19 protein-coding genes are annotated in these 20,419 nt (G+C 41.1%); 13 read left to right on the top strand and 6 right to left on the bottom strand.

Annotated features, from left to right (window positions below; translation table 11 throughout):
• The first annotated feature begins 5 nt into the window (after window positions 1-5).
• The 7 genes from HDC92_RS21560 to HDC92_RS21530 are packed head-to-tail and all read left to right on the top strand — an operon-like array spanning window position 6 to window position 5,701.
• Window positions 6-1,199 carry an HlyD family efflux transporter periplasmic adaptor subunit gene (locus HDC92_RS21560; protein WP_183877057.1) on the top strand — a complete coding sequence of 398 codons (1,194 nt, stop codon included), beginning with the start codon at window positions 6-8 and terminating at the stop codon, window positions 1,197-1,199.
• A gap of 12 nt (window positions 1,200-1,211) precedes the next feature.
• The gene (locus tag HDC92_RS21555) at window positions 1,212-2,324 is read left to right on the top strand and encodes a glycosyltransferase family 2 protein (protein WP_183877056.1); all 1,113 of its coding nucleotides are present in this window, start codon (window positions 1,212-1,214) and stop codon (window positions 2,322-2,324) included.
• An 11-nt stretch (window positions 2,325-2,335) separates the two neighbouring features.
• Window positions 2,336-3,196 carry a hypothetical protein gene (locus HDC92_RS21550; RefSeq protein ID WP_183877055.1) on the top strand — a complete coding sequence of 287 codons (861 nt, stop codon included), beginning with the start codon at window positions 2,336-2,338 and terminating at the stop codon, window positions 3,194-3,196.
• Window positions 3,197-3,207: 11 nt separating this feature from the next.
• Window positions 3,208-4,014 carry an alpha-1,2-fucosyltransferase gene (locus HDC92_RS21545; RefSeq protein ID WP_183877054.1) on the top strand — a complete coding sequence of 269 codons (807 nt, stop codon included), beginning with the start codon at window positions 3,208-3,210 and terminating at the stop codon, window positions 4,012-4,014.
• Complete coding sequence (locus HDC92_RS21540) at window positions 3,999-4,619, top strand: sulfotransferase family 2 domain-containing protein (protein ID WP_183877053.1); 621 nt, start codon at window positions 3,999-4,001, stop codon at window positions 4,617-4,619. The genes HDC92_RS21545 and HDC92_RS21540 overlap by 16 nt, the downstream gene beginning before the upstream one ends.
• A gap of 8 nt (window positions 4,620-4,627) precedes the next feature.
• A complete protein-coding gene (locus HDC92_RS21535) occupies window positions 4,628-4,933 on the top strand; it encodes a hypothetical protein (protein ID WP_183877052.1) in 306 nt (101 codons plus the stop codon).
• 57 nt (window positions 4,934-4,990) lie between these two features.
• Window positions 4,991-5,701 carry a hypothetical protein gene (locus tag HDC92_RS21530; RefSeq protein WP_183877051.1) on the top strand — a complete coding sequence of 237 codons (711 nt, stop codon included), beginning with the start codon at window positions 4,991-4,993 and terminating at the stop codon, window positions 5,699-5,701.
• Here HDC92_RS21530 and cysC read toward each other — a convergent pair.
• The 6 genes from cysC to HDC92_RS21500 all read right to left on the bottom strand — a co-directional run bounded on the left by cysC (window position 5,660) and on the right by HDC92_RS21500 (window position 10,554).
• Window positions 5,660-6,193 carry an adenylyl-sulfate kinase gene (gene cysC, locus HDC92_RS21525; protein ID WP_183877050.1) on the bottom strand — a complete coding sequence of 178 codons (534 nt, stop codon included), beginning with the start codon at window positions 6,191-6,193 and terminating at the stop codon, window positions 5,660-5,662. The two genes, HDC92_RS21530 and cysC, sit on opposite strands and share 42 nt — an antisense overlap.
• Before the next feature lie 92 nt (window positions 6,194-6,285).
• A complete protein-coding gene (locus tag HDC92_RS21520) occupies window positions 6,286-7,596 on the bottom strand; it encodes a DUF4998 domain-containing protein (RefSeq protein ID WP_183877049.1) in 1,311 nt (436 codons plus the stop codon).
• Between the two features lie 213 nt (window positions 7,597-7,809).
• Entirely contained in the window at window positions 7,810-8,067 is a 258-nt protein-coding gene (locus tag HDC92_RS21515) for a hypothetical protein (protein WP_183877048.1), read from the bottom strand.
• A 171-nt stretch (window positions 8,068-8,238) separates the two neighbouring features.
• Window positions 8,239-8,733: a hypothetical protein gene (locus HDC92_RS21510; RefSeq protein ID WP_036675142.1), complete on the bottom strand. Its 495-nt coding sequence runs from the start codon at window positions 8,731-8,733 to the stop codon at window positions 8,239-8,241.
• Window positions 8,734-8,788: 55 nt separating this feature from the next.
• Window positions 8,789-9,628 carry a bifunctional helix-turn-helix domain-containing protein/methylated-DNA--[protein]-cysteine S-methyltransferase gene (locus HDC92_RS21505; RefSeq protein ID WP_183877047.1) on the bottom strand — a complete coding sequence of 280 codons (840 nt, stop codon included), beginning with the start codon at window positions 9,626-9,628 and terminating at the stop codon, window positions 8,789-8,791.
• Between the two features lie 83 nt (window positions 9,629-9,711).
• Complete coding sequence (locus tag HDC92_RS21500; protein ID WP_012780890.1) at window positions 9,712-10,554, bottom strand: TlpA family protein disulfide reductase; 843 nt, start codon at window positions 10,552-10,554, stop codon at window positions 9,712-9,714.
• A gap of 258 nt (window positions 10,555-10,812) precedes the next feature.
• Here HDC92_RS21500 and HDC92_RS21495 point away from each other — a divergent pair, with 258 nt between their 5' ends.
• The 6 genes from HDC92_RS21495 (at window position 10,813) to HDC92_RS21470 (ending at window position 20,206) form a co-directional block, all read left to right on the top strand.
• The gene (locus tag HDC92_RS21495; protein ID WP_012780891.1) at window positions 10,813-11,400 is read left to right on the top strand and encodes an RNA polymerase sigma factor; all 588 of its coding nucleotides are present in this window, start codon (window positions 10,813-10,815) and stop codon (window positions 11,398-11,400) included.
• Between the two features lie 75 nt (window positions 11,401-11,475).
• On the top strand, window positions 11,476-12,651 hold the full coding sequence (locus HDC92_RS21490) for a FecR family protein (RefSeq protein ID WP_183877046.1): 1,176 nt from the start codon (window positions 11,476-11,478) through the stop codon (window positions 12,649-12,651).
• 186 nt (window positions 12,652-12,837) lie between these two features.
• A complete protein-coding gene (locus HDC92_RS21485; protein WP_183877045.1) occupies window positions 12,838-13,557 on the top strand; it encodes an STN domain-containing protein in 720 nt (239 codons plus the stop codon).
• Entirely contained in the window at window positions 13,473-16,205 is a 2,733-nt protein-coding gene (locus HDC92_RS21480; protein WP_317618109.1) for a TonB-dependent receptor, read from the top strand. The genes HDC92_RS21485 and HDC92_RS21480 overlap by 85 nt, the downstream gene beginning before the upstream one ends.
• Before the next feature lie 18 nt (window positions 16,206-16,223).
• Window positions 16,224-17,570 (top strand): RagB/SusD family nutrient uptake outer membrane protein, encoded by a 1,347-nt coding sequence (locus tag HDC92_RS21475; RefSeq protein ID WP_012780894.1) that lies wholly within the window; start codon window positions 16,224-16,226, stop codon window positions 17,568-17,570.
• A 47-nt stretch (window positions 17,571-17,617) separates the two neighbouring features.
• Window positions 17,618-20,206, top strand: a complete 2,589-nt coding sequence (locus HDC92_RS21470) for a zinc-dependent metalloprotease (RefSeq protein ID WP_183877043.1) — start codon at window positions 17,618-17,620, stop codon at window positions 20,204-20,206.
• Window positions 20,207-20,419 lie beyond the last annotated feature (213 nt).

Genomic DNA, 20,419 nt, shown 5'->3' with positions numbered 1-20,419 from the left:
ATAGTATGTCAGATATATACAAAGAGTCGGGGCAGCAGTATTCGGAAGAAATACAGGATATCATTTCCCGCCCCCCGGCATGGTTGCTCAGGTGGGGGCTTTCCTTGTTTTTCGGACTGCTGATGTTAATTTGCAGCCTGTCGGCATTTATAAAGTACCCTGATGTCATAAAAACCCAGTTGAGGATTTCAGTTGTAAATGCCCCAGAACCAATTGTAAGTCTTGTCAAAGGTAAATTGTTTAAAATCTTGCATTCTGAAAATGAGCATGTTGTGCGCGGGGAGTTGCTGGCTTTTATAGAAAGTGAAGGAAACCATGAACAAATACTCCTGCTGCTGGATAAACTTAAACGCCTTCAGGAACAACCCTATGCATCAGGGACATTTATTGAATCGTTTGAGCAGCCACAATCTTTAACATTAGGAGAACTGAGGCTCCCATATCTGGATTTTTATCAGGCATACCAGACCTATTTATCAGGCGGCAGCAGTCCTGTTTTTATGCAAAGAAAAATGCTTCAGAAAGAGCTTAACCTGATAAAGAAACAGCAGCAAAAGTTACAGTTCCGGCTAAAAAGGCCGGAGAAAAGTGATGAAGTGGAGAAGTTGAAACAGGATTTACAAGCAGCTCAGGTAGAACTGGCCCTCATTAACATCAATTATTCGATAAAGGAACGGGAGATAGTGGATTTGGATACTAAAATAAATGCAGAACGTGCCCAGTTTTACACCAGGGTCAATGCTTTGATTGAAAAAACAGAACGATGGAAAAAGCTATATGTTTTAACTGCAACGCAGACAGGTAAACTGGTTTTTGCTGCAAATATTGCCGAAAGTAAAACCATAAATGCCAATGAAGAGGTATTTTATATTAAAACAGGAAAAGCTCTTTTTTATGGGGAAATGGCAATTCCGCAACTCAATATGGGAAAGGTTTGTTTAGGGCAGGAGGTATTGGTTAAATTAAAAAGCTATCCGTTTGAAGAATACGGAATGATAAGGGGAAAAGTTGCTTCTATTTCAGAAATGGCAGTGAAAGGGGGGCTGTTTTTATCAAAAGTAACTTTTAATGTGTCAGGAAATACGCTTAAAAAAGGAATACAGCTTAAGGAAGGTATGGCGGCAGATGCTGAGATTATGACAGAAGATTATAGCTTATTGCACCGTTTGTCCAGAAATGTTATTAATATCCTCAACTAAATGATACGGTTTATGAAATATAAGCTATCTTTTTGCATAGTGTGCATGAACAGGCTCCATCAATTAAAGGAGACCTTATTGCAGAATATTCAGGACAATGCAGATTATGAGGAACTGGAATATATTGTGCTGGACTATAATTCGCAGGATGGAATGGAGGAATGGGCAAAGGAGCATTTGAGCAGCTATATTGATTCGGGTAAAGTAATTTATTACCGTACACCAGAGCCCCAGACTTTTAGTCACAGTCATTCCAAAAATATGGCTTTTAAGCTTGCCAGCGGAGATGTTATATGCAGCATTAATGCTGATCATTACACCGGTAAAGGATTTGCAGATTATGTGAATAAAGCATTTAATGACAATGAAAATATTGTACTGACTACAATAGATTTTCATGGCACTCAAAAAAATTATTTTCCTGCTAAAGATGTATTTGGGAGGGTCTGTGTAAAAAAAACTGATTTTCTTAATGTAAAAGGCTTTGATGAACGCATGAACCGGTATGGCAATGAAGATTTTGATTTTATTAACCGGTTGGAATTCGCGGGAGTAAAACGGGTATTTATTGAGGACTTCTCTTTTCTGAATTTCATTACACATAGTCAGGCTGAGCGCTATTCACTGGATGAGGAGAATTTATATGGGATTTACATCAGGTATGCTGAGCCTTTTGCTTCTGAACTTCTTATGATGTATAAGGATGGACAATTTAAAACGGGATTATTAATTAATAATACGCATCTACATTCTGGAGATACCTGCTATGCCTATAAACCTAAGGGATATCGTTATAAATTGAACATTAAAGACCCCGGCTGGCAAAAAGGAATGTGGAAAGACACTCTGGATGGACCATCAATAGATTTCTATCCAAATGGAACCATTCCTGATTTTCGACTTGAAAAAAATATAATCGATACACATCAGGTGCTTGAAAGCAAAACTGAGGACATGGTTTATTATGCCTTAACCAATGTTGCCAATATTAAAAAAATTATGGCCTTTGATTATTTTTTCCACAACAGGTCTATTATGGAAAAAAATCTGGAAAACCGGAAAATAATCGTAAATGACACATGCTTTGGCGATGGTGTCTTATTTAAAAATTTCAGTAGCCTGTAACAATTAAAAATATGCAACAAAACTCATTATGGCTTTCGATATCATTATTTTGTGACAGGGAACACTGGCATACTTTATTGTATAAAGGGATTATGCCTTTTGTGAAAGGAGCATCCGCTCAGCTTATCCTGGATGCCTGTCAGCTTGAATTTAACGATACAGACGGAGAAAATATTCGTTTGAAATTACTTGCCAATAAAAACAATTCAAAGCTGCTGACAGAAAAAGCTGATCGATATTTTAAGCAGTTTTTTGTGGCCCTCAAGCTACCTTTTAAAGAAATTCAGTTACCTCCAGATGAATTGTTTATACCCTTCCCCCCAAACAGCATTCAATATGGACTTTACACCACAGCAAGTAGTAGTAATTTAAAGAATTGCCAGCTTGAAACAGGCCTTTCTGATGTGATGACCGAGGCGCTGGATAATCAGGTTATTGATGAAGAAAGTATAATCACTTTAGGTTTTTACCTTCACGTAGGTTTGTTAAAAGTATTAAAACATCGAAAACTTGATTTTGCCTATAAAGATGTTTTACAACAATATACCGGGTATGCCTCAGCAGATACAGGGCAGATGTATAAAGAATATCAGGATAGTAAAGAAATGTTAGCGGAAATCTATGAGGATATAATGGGTCAGGAGAATTATGGCAACATACCCTGGCTTGGAAAATGGATGTATTTATGCGAAGAGGAGTTAAACAGGAAAACTGAGGCTTCTGAACATCACTTGAATAATATTATTCAAAACAGGTTTATTTTTTTGATTCATACACAGCTGGGCATAAATAAATATATAAATTTTTTACTCTGGTATTTTATTAAACAAGTAGTGGTGAGTATTGATGATGACATTGCAGTTAATAATTAATCGTGTCAAATATGATCATTAGCAAAATAAAAGAGGGTATAGGGAATCAGCTGTTTCAGTATGCAGCAGCAAGGAGTCTTTCCCTTCGGCACCATGTTCCTGTATTAATGGATATAGCCCATTATTTTACTTCAGCTGTAAGGAAATTTGAGCTTGGTTATTTCAATATTCCCGGTATTGAAACCAACCTGGAACTTTATGCCGAAGTGGTCTTCGGTGTATATAAAGAGCCTCATTTTCACTATGACCCAACTTTTGGCCAGCGTAAGGGAAATATTTATCTGGATGGTTTCTGGCAAAGCGAGAAATATTTTAAAGATATCAGGGCTGTTCTTTTGGAAGAGCTGAAGGTTAAAGATAGCTATGTGTCTCACCTGCAGCCTGTGGTAAATACAATAAAGAATGAGCATTCAGTGGCTGTTCATATCAGAAGAGGGGATTATGTTAGTAAACGGTTTTCGGATACGCATGGGGTATTGCCATATGATTATTATGCCAGGGCGATTGCCTTATTGGCAATTAAGGTGTTACCGATAAAACTGTATTTTTTCTCGGATGATATGGAATGGGTGAAAGATAATGTGGTTGTGGATCATCCTCATGAATTTATCAGCCAGTCAGTAACTAAAAACCACCTGGAAGATTTCCACCTGATGAGCCAGTGCAGGCACCATATCATTGCCAACAGCTCTTTCAGCTGGTGGGCCGCATGGTTAAATGACTATCCTGAAAAACAGGTGATAGCTCCTGAAAAATGGTTTAATAACTTACCTCATGACACTAAAGATTTAATACCTGAAACATGGATAAAAATTTGAAAAGAATAGGGGCCTTTATATCTATCCCTAAAAACGCGAGTAAAACAGTTCTTGATATCATGGCGCTTGGAAAAAACCGGGATATCGAATATACAGATTCGCTCGTTATTTATGAAAATCATCAGCGCGGATCGGTACTGGCTAAAAAATATGACCTGGAGCAGCTCTTTGTATTTTGTTTTTCGAGAAACCCTTATGACCGTTGTATATCCTGGTACAACTATCATAGGCTATTGGAACCTTATAAGTCCATGTTGTTCCATGACTGGATTAAAAATGGTTTGCCACACCACTGGATCAGACAAAATGCAACCAATTACGAGCGGGAAGGAATTTCACCCTTGCTGCAATATAATTTTATAGAAAACTGCAGGGTAGATTTTATTGGACGCATAGAGAATTTTGAAGAGGATCTTAACGTGGTCATAGAAACGCTGAATGCTATTTGCAGTGAGCAAAACCTTGACCGCAGATTTTTATATGGCAACAAGCGATTGAATACCAGTGAAAAACAAAAGGAGGAAGTGTGGTATACTGACGAAACCAGGGAGATTGTATATACTTTGTTGAAAAAAGATTTTGAATATTTTGGATATGAAAAATAGATAAAATTGTGGCAGTAAAATTAGAAGAGTTATTAAATGACAGGCAAAACTTCAGAAAACTGCGTATCAGTCTTCAAGCAAACATCGTGATCAAAAACTTTGGTAAAGATGATGAGGTTTGCATTATAGACAATGCTACGGATGAAATTCTAGGTGTTGTTGGTCAGGATGAGCTTTATTTGATCTCATTTTTTACTGGAAAAATAACCTTGGGAAAAATGTTAGAAGAGCTTAATGATTATGATAAAGAAGATATTAAGGCGTTTATCCTGCAGTTAGCTGAACAAAAAATAATCCATCATTCTATAAGCTGAGATCTGTATTTGCAAGGCATTTTCTGGAATGGTTTTTTGATAAATAAATGGATACAGATGAAAAAAGTGTTGATATTTTTTGGGAGTAAAGGGTATGGACAAGCCAAAATCCGGCTTTATAAGAGTGCCGTTGCTTACTTTGATGAAATTATCAGTTATGGAGAAGAAGATATTGAAAGGGAATTTTACATCTCAAATATCAAAATATTCCAATATCAACGCGGATGGGGTTTCTGGCTGTGGAAGCCATACTTTATTTTTAAGACCTTGGATAAGTTGGCGCCGGGCGACCTGTGCTTTTATGTAGATGTAACCTCAGTATTTGTTTCCTCTCCCGAAAAGCTATTCAATACTTGCAGGCAAACAAATGGCATTTTGTTATTTGATAATATGAACTTTAGAAACGATGTCTGGACAAAGATGGATTGCTTTAACCTGATGGGCCTTACGGCCGATAAATATCTGTTTGGCAAACAGGTAAATGCCGCATTTCAGTTGTACCAGAAAACTGAAAATAGCAGTTCCTTTGTAAAGGAACTGCTTTATTATGCGCAGAATTTCAATATCTTATCTGATGCACCAAACATAACCGGAAATAACCTTGCAGAATTTAAAGACCATAGGCATGAACAATCTATTTTGTCCCTTTTAGCAATTAAGTATAATGTTACGGTGATCAGGTCGCCCTGGCAATATGGAAATCATCCCGGGGAGCAAATAATAGATTTAAGGAGAGATGTCAATGTTGTTCATTATAAACTGACATAATTTAGCCGATGAGGTTGCAGGCCCCTCTTTATAGGTTTGCAGGATCAGATCAAATTGTAAAGGTACCTCATAGGGATCATTGACACCGGTTAAACAATGTAATTTATTTGGATGTCCATTTGGTAAATAAGCACGTTGATAAAGGCCTTTTGTATCTCTTTGCAACAAAGTTTTTAAATCACAATCTATAAACACTGTTTTTGCACGGTATTTTGTAGTCAATTCCTGGCGAATTTCCTCGTAAGGGTTGATTGCTGAAAGAATGGTAATTATGTTTTGTTTACTAAATTCATGGGCAACCTTGCCTAAGCGCCGGATATTCTCGGCGCGATCTTCTTTCGAAAACCCAAGATCACTGCAAATGGTCTTTCGGTAATGATCACCATCAATGATCTGAACCGGGATGTCAGATAAATTCAATTGCTGTTTTACCAGGTTGGCAATAGTAGTTTTTCCTGCGCCCGAAAGGCCTGTAAACTGAATGATCAACATGATTAAAATTTATATTGCATATAAGAAAGCTTATTGAATTGAATCCAGCATAAGGAAGCACCGGATCATATCCGTTCTGCTGTCAAAAAATACTACAGCGGAGCTGTACCGTTTCTGAATACTTTTGCATTTCTCCATTTTACAACTGCCTGTCCGGTCTTCATGGTTCCATAATTGCCGTATTTCATGTAATTGGTTACAGCTTCGTTATCAACCAGCTCTGCCTTTTTCACCCCATTAATGTAAATGATGATCTTTGCACCTTTATCTTCCTGTAAATGGATCACATTTACCCGAATCTCTTTATTGTAAATGTCTGTTACAAGGGTTTGGCTAAGTCCCCTTAATGACCCTCCGGAGGCCTCATAACCTCTGATCATCATTTGGGTGGCACCTTCAATACTTCCAAATATCTGCATCACGCATTCATCATTTAAAGGGGAATAGATGGTAAGGTAACCCTGAAACTGCCGGCTCCCGGTTGAATAATCATCATGTATCCTGATTTCTGAGCGGTTAGACTTCGTAGTTAAAATCCGGAAGGTTTCATCTCCGGTAGCACTTTGATAATTATAGTCAGCACAGATCGGGTTGCCAACAGACTTATAGGCTGACCAGTTAAATATCTGCAAACCATCAGCATCATCAAGGTGTATCTTACGTAAAGGTGAATACTCTACCCACCCACTCCCCAGCGGAGCATCCGTTGCAGTTCCTCCTCCGGGTTGCGCCGGATTGGCTTCAACAGGCTCGTAAGCGGTATAAAAAGTATCTATAGCGCCTATGGGCTTATACAAGGTGCGGTATTCAAATACCTCTGCTTTTTTAAAATTAGTTAAAGTAGTTGTACTTACAAAGGGGGTTACAGTTACATCCTGTACCACATTTGCAGCATTTCTGTATTTTATTTCAGTACCAATTACATTTATTGCGGCACTGTTCCATGAAATGGCAACAGTACCGTCAGTTTCATTAAATACAGTACTCTTGATTTCCCTGTTGCTCAAACCCTCTTCGTAAGTTTCTCCCAGTACTTTCCCATTTACGGTCATTTTATCAGAAATATTGCCCTTGCTGTTATAGGCATATACAGTAAAATAGTACGTTCCTTCTTCTAAATTACTTAGCACTAACTCCATCTGGTTTTTACCAGGCGTTACGGCCACTTCTGTAGATTCTTTTTCACCGTTCCAATAAACACGGCATTTCTGGATATCGGCATTTGCAGGCAATGTCCAGCTTAGCTTTATCCTGGTTTTTCCGGTATAACTGTTTAGGTTACTTACTTTTGCAGGCTTATCCTCCTCCTCACTGGTTGGATTTACTTTTTTCTTACAGGCAGTGCCAAGTGTGCAAATTACAGCTACTGACAGTACTAACTTTAAATAGATTGTTTTCATCATAAAGGTTATTTGGTTAGATTACAATTGAAATGCTTTAACTAACAATTTGAGGAGATATCGTACAATTGTTTTTAAAATATTCTGGTTTTATGATAATACGGATGGTAAGAGAAAAGTCCCTGCCCCGAAAATCTTTTTTAATAACCTCGCATTCTTATATGACCTCTAATCACCTAAAGAAAATTGGTCCCTTTACAATTTGAAATCAAGTTGTTACTGGATTTTAATAAGTTTCATTTTTTGTGCTTCATGCAACAGTTTTTCAACTGCACTACCAAGTTTCTGCCCCACCATGGCGTAACCTTTAGGCGTACCTTCTGGTATGTCCCAGGGTGTTTCTATGCAGAAAGCAATGGTATTCGCATTTGAATGTTCCAGCACCCATGGAACGCTTACCCGATAGAATACTTCAGGATTTTCAGCCGGTGGCCTTGCCGGATTTTGTTTCAATTCGCCAAACTCTTCGATCATGAGCTTACAAACCGAAGTTTCTTACTCTCCATTCCCTGTCCACTGCTAAGCATTGCGCCTACGCTGTTCAGGTCGTTAAAAAGGCTGGACACGGCCAGGAACCATAGCTATATGGCAGATGATTATGTTTTTATAGCGTACTGTATTTATAGTTATTACATCTTAAAGGGACTATTTGCAGTTTGTTTTTGTAAACACCATTGCAGGGCTGAACTTTAAGGCCGAGCGGTTTTTAAAAACCATTTTTCCACTTTTTTCCATCACCTCACCCGTACCTTCATAAATGTTGCCATCGTCTTTTTTAACAAATACAACTTCCCTCACAGATCTCATTCCTTCAGAGTCAAAAGTGTACTCGGCAATAATGGTATCACCTTTCATTTCGCCTGCAATTTTACCCTTATTGCTGTCTTTTTCAAATAGTTTATAGTCCAGCTCACCTGTCAGTTCTTCGCCTTCTATATTCAGTTTAAGCGAGGCGGTGTCCCGGTTTTTTATATAGACATAGCAGTCGCTACTGCTCTTTTTGGGGTGTGCAGCAGTAAAAGTGGTATCTACGGCAATTACTTTGGACGAACTGTCTACACGCTCTTTACCTGCATTGTCACTGTTACAGGCTGCCGCAATCATTATAAAGCAGGCCAGTATTAAAATGGAAGGTCTCATATTTTATCTGTTAGGTTTACCAATTAAAACAAGCCTGTCGTTCAATTGTTTTTGGCTAGCCTATCTTTGCGGCTTCCCAGCCAATCATGGCTGTTTTCCTGGTATTGCCCCAATGGTATTCACCCAGTTCACCTGTCGACCTGATCACCCTGTGGCAGGGAATTAAAAAGGCCACGGGATTGTTGCCCACTGCTGTTCCAACGGCCCTGCTGGCCTTGGCGCTGTCAATACTCCCTGCAATGGCGCCGTACGTAGTCAGCTTTCCCATGGGTATTTTAATAAGGGTTTCCCATACCTTAAGCTGGAAGGGCGTTCCCTTTAAATGCAGCCTGATCTCCGAAAGCCGTTGCCAGTCCTGCGTAAATATATACAGTGCATTTTGCTGTATCCTATCCAGCACCTGCCGGTATTGCGCATTGGGAAAGCTCTTTTTCAGTTCTTCAACAGCCAGGATTTCATCGTCTGCGAATGCCATATAACAGATACCTTTTGCTGTTGAAGCAACCAGGACTGAACCAAAAGGACTTTCAGCAAAACTATAATTGATCTGCAGCTGTGCTCCGCCATTTTTAAATTCTCCAGGGGTCATGCCCTCAATATTGATGAAAAGATCGTGCAGGCGACTGGTGCCAGATAAGCCTGTCTCATAAGCAGCATCAAATAAAGTGGCTTGCTTATCTTTTAAAATCCTTTTTGCATATTCCACACTTAAATACTGGAGAAACTTTTTAGGTGTTACCCCGGCCCATTCCTTAAACATCCTTTGAAAATGAAAAGGGCTCAAATGTACCTGTTCGGCAATGGCTTCCAGTGAAGGCTGTGCTTTAAAATTAACCTTTAAATACTCAATCGCTGCTGCAATTCTGTTGTAATCAATTGTATTCAAACTTTCCATGATCAGAATTTTTAAACAAAATTACCATCATAAAGAAAGGGATAAAACCCGAAACTTGCTAAAATGTGCCAAGCGCTTAAGGATTATAAGGCTATTTCCTTTTCCAAAGCCTCGGCAAGCTCAGTTTCATTGTGTAGTGCCCTTACCAGTTTACCGGCTTTATCAATTAAAAAATGAGTAGGGTAGCCTGTAACGTTTAATTTTTTGCTCATATAGTTTTCCTGGTCAGGAATGGTGGCATAATCAAACCGCGTCTTGGCTAAAAACTGCTGTAACTCTTTTTTACCATCTATTGCCAGGCTGATAAACAAGATGTCTTTCCTGTCCTTGTATTTTTTTACCAGATCATTTAATGCGGGCATTTCCTGTACACAGGGCAGGCAGCTGATAAACCAGCATTTAAACAAAACGATTTTTCCCTTGGTATTTTCCGATGTATAAGTATTCCCATCTATAGCGGTAAAATTAAAGGAAGGAATGTTTTTGCCCTGCATTTTGTAATAGGTCAGTTCCTGCTTTGAAAACTGCTTCATATAAGCCGGGATCATGGTGTCTGCTGTGGCCGGAATTTCCTGGAGCTTATAACCCAGTTCTGCAGATTTGGTGTAAACTCTTAAAGGAAAGTACAGGCCGCTGTTTAAGTTTTTTAAGAAAATTTCTTTAGTAATTAATGTGCCCTTGACGTCGTACGCTTCAAAATCCTGATTGAGCTTTACATTACCGGAATAATAGTTCCAAAAAGTCATAAAATCAGTCAGCAGCTCGCGGGCTGGGGCAACAGGCTTACCTGCTTTTGAAGGGTCGGTAACAGAGGGGCTTGTGCTGGTTTTACTTTCCCCGGGTATTGGAGGCGATTTTTTAGCATCCTGGTTACAGGATAAAGTTGAAACTGTAAGTAAGAGCAGGAAAGCGTAAAAGGGTTTCATATACAGGATATTAGGTTTACCTAATTTAGTATAAAGTATGTATATATCCTGATCCGGTTAAATATTATCCAAAAAAAGAAGCGGGAATGATCATACCGATACATTCCCGCTTAATCTAAATTAACGCTCTCAGATATATAGACGCTATATCAGACAGATTATTGTGCAGCCCTGAATTTTTTTTGCAATCTGCTTATTCATCAGACAAATAAGCACTATTTATAAAATTCGTATCTTCGTGTGGGGGAATAATAATGTATGCTTGAGTATCACAAACTCAATGATAACGAACTGACCGACCTGGTCAGAAAAAGTGATGAACTGGCATTTGCCGAAATTTACCAGCGTTACTGGACCATCATGTACATGCATGCCCTTAAAATGCTGAAAAATGAAGAAGATGCCAGAGATGTGATACAGGAATTATTTACCACACTATGGAGCAAATGCCAAAGCCTCACTTCCAGCATTAACCTTTCAGGCTACCTTTATACCATTGTCAGAAATAAAGTGCTGGACCTGATTGAACAAAAAAAAACAAGAAGTATCCACCTGGAATCTTTGGCACTTTATCTGGAAGAACACCACAATAAAACACTGGAAGACCTTACAGAAAGAGAAATGATGCAGGCACTTGACCATGAGATCGGTCAGTTGCCCGGTAAAATGAGGGTGATCTTTCAGATGCGTGTAAAAGAACATAAAACTTATAAAGAAATTGCTGAAGCGCTTGAAATATCAGATAAAACGGTGAAAAAGCAGGTCAGCAATGCCATTAAGCTCATTAAACCTAAATTAAGCGGCTTTACAGGCTGGCCCCTGCTGCTCTATTTTTTAAGCAGGTAAAATTTATTTTATTTTTTCTACTACTTCCGTTCTCGTCATCCGTTTATATAATAAACACCACAACAATAAGGGAATATGGAGCAGGATGTACAACAACTACTCAGTAAACACAAAGCAGGAACCGCCACGGCACAGGAAATTGCCCTGGTTAATCGCTGGTATGCCACTGAAGCAGCCCGCTTGAACATGCCGGAGGGCCCTCCAGAACCCTTGCTGGAAGAACAGCTGATCTGGGACCGCATCAAAGCGGCTATCCCGCTAAATTCCGAATTACCTGTAAAGGAGGCAAAGCCGAAAAAATTGAATGATCTTAAATGGCTTGCCATCGCTGCGTCCTTGTTGATATTGCTTTCTGCAGGCTTCTACCTCTACAAAAATACCTATAACCATGAGGCTGAAATGGCCAGGTTAAGAGCACACGATATTAAACCTGGTGGGAATAAAGCAACGCTTACCCTGGCCGATGGAACTCAGCTTGCTTTGGATGATCAGGCCGATGGAGAGATTGCGAAACAAGCGGGTACCAGTATCAGTAAAACTACTAATGGTCAACTTATTTATACGGTTAAAGACAACCCTACCGGGGAAGTGACCAACAATACCATCAGTACACCGAGGGGCGGGCAATACCAGGTCAACCTTCCTGATGGTACTAAGGTATGGCTAAATGCCCAGTCGTCTTTAACCTTTCCAACTGCTTTTACCGGTAACCGGAGATTGGTCAATCTTAAAGGAGAGGGATACTTTGAAGTAGCTAAGTTAAAAAAAATGCCTTTTATAGTGGAAGCTAATAAGCAGACCGTATTTGTTTATGGTACACATTTTAATGTAAACAGTTATGTTGATGAGGAACGTACAAAAACAACGCTATTGGAAGGCAGTGTGGATGTATTAAGTACAGAGCGTGAACAAGCTCCGAAAGCCATATTTAAAATCGCAACGCTCAAACCTGGCCAACAAGCAGAATTCAGCAACGGACACCTCAAAGTTCAGCAGGCGGATGTTGAAGAGGCCATTGCCTGGAAAAATGGTAAATTCAAATTCAGCAACGAAAACATAGAAAGCCTGATGCGTAAAGTAGCACGCTGGTATGATGTAGATATTGAATACAAGGGCAAGATATCTAAAGAAGGTTTCGGCGGACAGGTTTCCCGCTCCCGCAATGTTTCTGAAATTTTAGAGGTTTTACAATTAACCCGATTGGTCCACTTTGAAATAGAAGGAAGGAGGATTATCGTTTCATCAGAATAAATACCTGGTAATCCTGAAAAAAGGGCCAGATTCCGACGGCCATCGGAACCCGGCCAATGTCTGGTTTATCATTTACTATTGCGTCTAAACAATTTATCAACTCAAACCAAAACGTATCAAATGTACAAAATTTACTTACTGATTTTATGCAGGCTTAACGTTTGCATGCCTAAACTTTTAAGGGTTATGAGATTAGCGATCCTACTGCTTATTGCTGCTGTTTTCCAGGTCCAGGCAGGTACCTATGCACAAAGAGTAACCTTAAATGAAAAAAACAGCAGTCTTACCGAGGTATTGGAAAAACTGGGTGCACAGAGCGGTTACGACTTTGTGTACGGACATACTCTGCTAAAAACTGCAAAACCGATTACCGTTGAACTTAAAAATGCGCAGTTTGGCGAAGCCCTGAAAAAAGTATTTGAAGGGCAGGATTTTACCTATACCGTCCGGAACAGGACCGTAGTGGTGTACCAAAAGGAAAATTCTCTTTTTAACCGTATCAGCGATTATTTTAAGGCCATTAGCATCAACGGCAAGGTAACCGACGAAAAAGGCGGTGCCCTGCCCGGCGTAACTGTACAGTTAAAGGGTACATCTACGATTGCCTATACCAATGCTGCTGGTAACTACGCCATTACTGTGCCCGATGAAAATGCCGAACTGGTATTTACCTCTATTGGTTTTACTACACAGGAAATTAAGGTGGGCAATAAAACTACTATTAACGTAACACTTAAAGAAAGCACCAGCCAGCTGGAAGAGACCGTGATTGTGCCTATGGCAGCCAAAAGAAAAAAGATCTTACAGGATCTGTTTCTACCATTTCCGGCGAATCCCTGCATGATCTTCCCTCTACCATTAATCTCGAACAGGCTTTACAGGGCCGGGCTGCAGGGGTGCAGGTGATCCAGGAAACGGGTCAGCCAGGTGCAGCTACAAAAGTAAGGATCAGGGGTTCTTCTTCGTTACTGGGCTCTAATCAACCCCTCTATATCGTTGACGGTGTTCCTGTAGTAGCTGAAGGAAACATTCCCGCTAATGGAAATGTGATCAATAATGACCTGATCACGCAGGGATTAAGCAGTCCGCTTAATAACCTCAGTCCGAATGATATTGAAACCATAAGTATTCTTAAGGATGCTTCTGCTACAGCTATTTATGGTTCGAGGGCAGCAAACGGAGTGGTCATCATTACTACCAAAAAAGGTAGTGAAACAAAAGGCCCGGTATATTCTTTTAATACCTCTATAAGCTATCAGAAAGCACAAACGCTGGATGTACTGAATGCCGACCAGTTCAGGGAACTCTGGACAGAGGCTGCCAACAATTCTACTTCTACTGCATTGGTAGTACAGCAAATGCGAAACGGTACTTACTTTAAAGATGCAAATACCGACTGGGAAAAGGAACTGAGTCCCATTAACCCGCTCTCCAGAATTATAAACTTTTCCGCTTCCGGGGGAAATGAAAAAATGCGGTATTATGGCAGTATTGGTACAACCGCACAGGATGGAACCTTTAGAAATTCAAACTTCGACAGAAAAAACCTATTGGTCAACCTTGATTTTCAGGCAAGCTCTTCACTCAAATTTGGCACATCTATCAATCTCTCCAACTCTGGTCAAACTTCGCCAGATGCTAGTTTATTTGCCAGAATGTATACCTACAGACCAGATATGCCGGTTTATAATCCTGATGGGACGTTTACATTTTCTGATGGTGGCGTTTCTGAAAACCCGGTTGCACTGTCAAAATCGAGTAACATCAATAAGACCAATCTGTTGATCGGATCGGCTTTTGGAGAACTGAACTTTGCCAGACATTTTGTATTGAAGTCTACGCTTTCTATCAATTACAATACGGGAAATTTAAAAAGCTTCTACCCAAGTCAGACTGTTAAGGGAGGCTGGGCAAAGGCCACAGGCGATGGCACAGGTTTTGGACAGCAAAACAGTAGCCAGGCTCTTTCACACCTGTGGGAAAATATATTAACCTATAACCAGAGCTTTGGTAAACATGTGCTGGAAGGTATTGCCGGTGCTTCATGGCAAGGAAATGAAAACGAATACATGTCGGCTTCGGGTATGGGTTTTCCACAGGACGATATCCTGAACAACCTGTCTAGTGCCACCAGCAACTTCCTTATTTACTCCGGAAAAACACAAAGTGGCCTTGTATCCTTTTTTGGCCGTGTAAACTACAGCTATGCCGATAAATACCTTTTGTCCGTTTCGGCACGAACCGATGGTTCTTCCAAATTCGCAGTTGAAAACAAATGGGCATTTTTCCCTACAGTATCGGCAGCATGGCGACTTTCAGAAGAGAATTTCCTTAAAGATGTTAGTTTTTTGGATGAGCTGAAGATCAGAGGAAGTATAGGGCTTACCGGGCAGCAAAACTTTGGTGTATACCAATGGAGGGCTTTATTTGCTGCCGATCAGTATGGTGATAATCCGGCAGTAATACAAACCCAGCTGGGCAACAACCGCCTTAAATGGGAATTGACTACGCAAACTGATATTGGCCTGGATTTTTCTTTGTTTAAGGGACGTTTAAACGGTGCATTGGATTATTATGTAAAAAATACCAAAGATTTGCTATTTACCGCTTTGTTGCCGGGTAATGCAGGTTTTGCCAACGCTATCAGCAACCTGGGCAGGTCACAGAATAAAGGCTTTGAACTTGCCCTGGATGGTGACATCATCCGAAGTAAAGATTTTACCTGGAACCTGGCTATTAATGTGGCAACAAATAAAAACAAACTGGTTTCCTTAAACAGCGATTTCCTGAACCCAGCCAATGGCAACATCACCCCCCCCTCAGGTGGTGGAGTATTAAGGGTTGGAGAATCTTTAGGTCTGATGTACGGACGCGTGGCAGAAGGGATCATTCAGAACAAAGCGCAACTGGATGCATTAAATGCACTGGCGCCTGATGGTATTTACCAGGTGGCTGGGACAGCACCCGGTGATCTATGGTACAGGGACCTGAATGGAGATGGAAAAGCAACTACATTGGACCAGACGGTTATAGGTAACGCTTTGCCGGACTTTTCAGGTGGTTTTACCAATAGTTTCAAATATAAAAATTTCAGGGTAAATGCCTTATTTACCTATTCTGTGGGGAATGACCTGAACTGGACGGCCCAGGCTGCAGCCATTACTTTTCAATCCCAGGCTTCCAGTGAAAACAAACTGGCCATTGCCATGAACAGGTGGACGCCGGAGAAACCCACCAGTCAGCCACGTGCAGTATATGGCGATCCCAATTCCAATTATTTTGGTTCAAGTTACTTTGTATATGATGCCTCCTTCCTCAGATTAAAAAACCTTACAATCGCCTATGCTTTGCCCGCCAGACTGTTACAAAAAACCAGGTTTATTAAAAACATAGAAATTAATGCTTCAGGTACCAACCTGCTTACGTTTACCAGTTATCCGGGTGCTGATCCCGAAACAAGCAACGCTTCCGGAAACGACATCAATGTTGGTTTGGATGTTAGCAGGTATCCAATAGCAAAAGTTTATACACTTGGTATAAGAGCTGGTTTCTAAAAATTAAAACTCATCACGATGAAAAGAATTCTATATATACTCTTGCTCAACATCCTTTTTTGTGGCTGCGGGAAATTAACAAACGTGCTGGATGTAGATCCACCAAATAACCTTACACCGGAAAACGTTGCAAAAAATAAAGAAGGATTGCGCAACTTGCTGAATGGTGCTTATGCACAGTTACACAACCAGAACTATTACCTGCACGTTGAAGCTATTCCGGCTACGTTGGGCGGTACCATGCAAAGAGGGGCAAGCTTTCCTGATGTGCAGTATCAGGATAACAATTTAAATCAGACCATTGCCAACGTAAATAATCTTTGGATGGCTTTTTATAAAATGATCAACCAGGCCAACTGGGTGATACAACTGGCCAACGAACTTCCTGCCGGGGAAATTTCCGATATAGAAAAGGAACAGATCATTGCCCAGGCACAGGGATTAAGAGGAATGGCCACATTTGATGCCTTGCGTTTTTTTGGTCAGTATTACGATGTGAACAGCCCGTATGGTGTGTTGGTTAGGACTGAAGTAGTAGATTTTACCAACAGGCATCTTAAAAGAAGTACAGTGGCTGAAACATATACGCAGGTTTTAACCGATCTGGACGAGGCCATTGCTAAAGCGCCAAATTTTACTAAACCTATTTACATTTCTAAAACAGCAGCCAAGGCCTTTAAAGCCAGAGTGATGCTGTACAAAGGTGATTATGCCATGGCGGCCCAGCTGGCGGAGCAGGTGATTACAGATGGCACGCGGAGTTTAAGCCCAACTTTTGCAAGGGTGTTTTCTGATGGCTTTAATTCTTCAGAATTGATCTTTATGCGGGCCACTGATGCGGTAACTTATACCGCCGATCGGAAAAAGCTGACCTATTCTAATGGTGGGGTGTTGGTAAGTGCATGGCTGAAAACTTTCATGGCTGGTGATCCGAGAGCTGCATTGTCATTCAATGCCACCAGTAACCTAGTCTTAAAAGTAAACAATACTACTTTCTTTGCACCTACTTATTTCATCAGGATGGCCGAAATGTACCTGATCAAGGCCGAAGGCCTGGCCCGTACTGATGCAGCCCTGGCTGATGCCAAAATACCTTTGCAAACGGTACGTTCCAGGGCTTTTGGCACCCCGCAACTTTCGCTGGCTACTACCAAACCGGCTTTACTTGATGAGATCCATGCCGAGATTATCAAAGAACTGTGCTTTGAAAATGGGAGCGACTGGTTTGCAAATCAGCGTTTTGATAAGATCAAGACCATTAAACCCAAGGTTACCAGTGTAAATCAGTACATATTGCCTATCCCGCAGTCTGAAATCTTATCCAACAACCTTTTCGGCCCCCAAAATCCGGGTTACGAACAATAAGATTAATATATAGGCACTCCCTTTTAATCAACCTAACACACAATTGAATGAACAAAACCTATTTATTGCTCCTGTCTGCGCTACTATGTTTTAGCCTTCAGGATACAAAGGGGCAGGCGGGTAAAAAGAAGACCGATACGGCCGGCTTTACCAAAGCCCCTGCCGATGCCATTAAATCCTTTCAGGCATTTTTTAAGGATGGGGTAGCTTCTGATACCGGGCTTTTTATAAGCCATCGTGCCCAAAACACATACTTTTTCGAGATTCCCGACAGCCTGTTAAAAAGAGATATGCTGATGGTAGCCACCAGGATCTCTATGAGCAGCAGCGATTTTGAAAACATGGTTGCAGGAGAAAGGGCCCAGCCCGGAATGATGCTGCAATGGGACAAGTCACCAGATGGCCGGTTTATTTTCCTGCGGAAAGTGACCTCAAGACTGGCCATCCGCTTTTCGGGTGCCGACAGTGCCTTCCGTAATGCAGTGAACCTACAGACGCTCGATCCGATTATCATGTCCTTCCCGGTTAAGGCCAGGGGCAAACAAGGCAAAAATGCCATTATCGATATACAGCAACTCTTCCTGGCCGATGTAAAAGAGATCAGCCCCTTCGCACAAAACCCGATCCAAAAAGCAATGGGAGTGCCCGATAAAAAGTATAAGGTAGAAACGGACCGCTCCTATATCGCCTCTGTGCAAAGTTTTGAGAAAAATATAGAGGTGCGCAGTATGATCACCTTTACCAATGCTGAAGACGTATATACCCTGCTCATTAACCGCTCTATGGTACTGTTGCCCAAAAAACCGATGATGGGCAGGTATGCCGATGACAGGGTGGGTTATTTTACCAAATCCTTCAGTGATTTTAACGAAAGTGAACCGGTGAAAGATAAAGCCTTCATCAACCGTTGGCGATTGGAACCTAAGGAAGAGGATAAAGCTAAAATGGCGCAGGGTCTGTTGGTAGAACCCAAAAACTCGATCGTATTTTACCTGGATGCCGCTACCCCGAAAAAATGGAAGGAATATATCCGCAAAGGTGTAGAGGATTGGAAAACAGCCTTTGAATCCGCAGGCTTTAAAAATGCCATCATTGCTAGAGATCTACCTGTAAATGACCCCTTGTTTAATGCCGAGGACATTCGTTATTCAGTAATCCGTTACACTGCATCGGCCATCCCCAATGCCAAAGGCCCTTCAGTTATTGATCCCCGTTCGGGCGAAATCCTGGAATCCGATGTGATCATTTACCACAATATCCTGCAGTTGCTTACTCAATGGCGTTTTGCACAAACGGCGGCCAACGACCCTTCCGTACGTTCGGGAAAATTAACCGATGATGCCATGGGCGAGGCCATCCGTTATGTGGCCGCACATGAAGTAGGTCATGCCCTGGGTTTAAGACATAACATGGGTGCTTCCTACGCTTTTCCAGTCGATTCTTTACGCTCGGCCAGCTTTACCCAAAAGTATGGCACCACACCTTCCATAATGGATTATGCCCGTAACAACTATGTGGCGCAGCCTGAAGATAAGGGTGTAAAATTAACGCCTCCTTTATTGGGTATTTACGATCAATATGCCATCAACTGGGGTTACAGGCCAATTGCTGAAGCCCAATCGCCAGGTGAAGAACTCAAAACATTGAACAGCTGGATTGCCAGGCATCAGGGCGACCCGCGCTATCGCTTTGCTGAAGGTGACCTGAATGGAAGTGATCCCTCGTCGCAAAGGGAAAGTCTGGGCGATGATGTGGTCAAAGCTAGCAGATACGGGGTGAAAAACATCCGCTATATCCTGCTCAACATGAAAAAATGGATGACAGTGCCTGGTGCAAAATATGATGAGTTGGATGATGCTTATCTGGCTGTATTGAGGCAATATGAAAGGTATTTAGGCCATGTTGGAACTGCCATAGCTGGTGTTTACCAGAATTATCCGGTGCAGGGACAGCAGCAGCTAGCTTATCAGTATTCCTCAAAAAAGGAGAATAAAGCCGCAGTGGCCTTCATGCTGGAACAGTACCACAATTTTCCTTTGTTGGTGGAAAGTCTGCCTAAAGACATGATCATTTACGATAAGGCCGGGGGTGCGAAAAGGGAAGTGCCTGTAAGTACGTATATAGAAAGGCTGTTCAAAAAACAATTTCAGGCTGAAGTGCTTAATTTTGGTAAGCTGGCCTTTTTAACAGATAACGGGTTGCAGGATGGGGATGCTGCTTATCAGGCCACAGATTTGCTGAATGACATCCGTAACGACCTGTTCAGCGCGGAACGGGCTGTACCTAAATACTACGATCAGTTGCTGCAGGCCCTGTACCTGGACCGGGTTATCGGACTTTCAAGTTTAAACAAAACGAATGTGGGTACAAAGGCCTTTGCTGAGGCAGCAATAGCTAGAGTTCCTGAAAGCGCTTGCTTTGACTTGGACGATCTGGTACTCCCTTCTTCCAAGGAGCTTTATTTTCAGTTCATGAGCATGGCTGTAAATGATAAACAGTTTAAAATTGAAAGTCTGGCACTTGGCGAGATCAAAAGGATTAAGACCATTGTAGAGCAACGGATACCCGGAGCAAAAGCTGAAGTTTTAGATCACTATCAATACCTGCTTAAAAGGATCCAGTTGTTCCTGAAATAAATAAAAAGAAGCGGGAATGATCATACCGATACATTCCCGCTCATCTAAATTAACGCTCTCAATTATATATACGCTGTATGATGCTTATTATTGTGCAAGCACTGAAATTTAATCATCCTTTTATACATTTTAATAATCTGCTTAGACCTGTTCCGGCACGAACATGATTACCTTTGATATGCATGCGTATCTAATGCGTAATGGCTAAGACAT

Source organism: Pedobacter sp. AK017 (assembly GCF_014200825.1).
Classification (GTDB): Bacteria; Bacteroidota; Bacteroidia; order Sphingobacteriales; family Sphingobacteriaceae; genus Pedobacter; species Pedobacter heparinus.
This window is presented reverse-complemented; position numbering and strand designations above follow the sequence as displayed.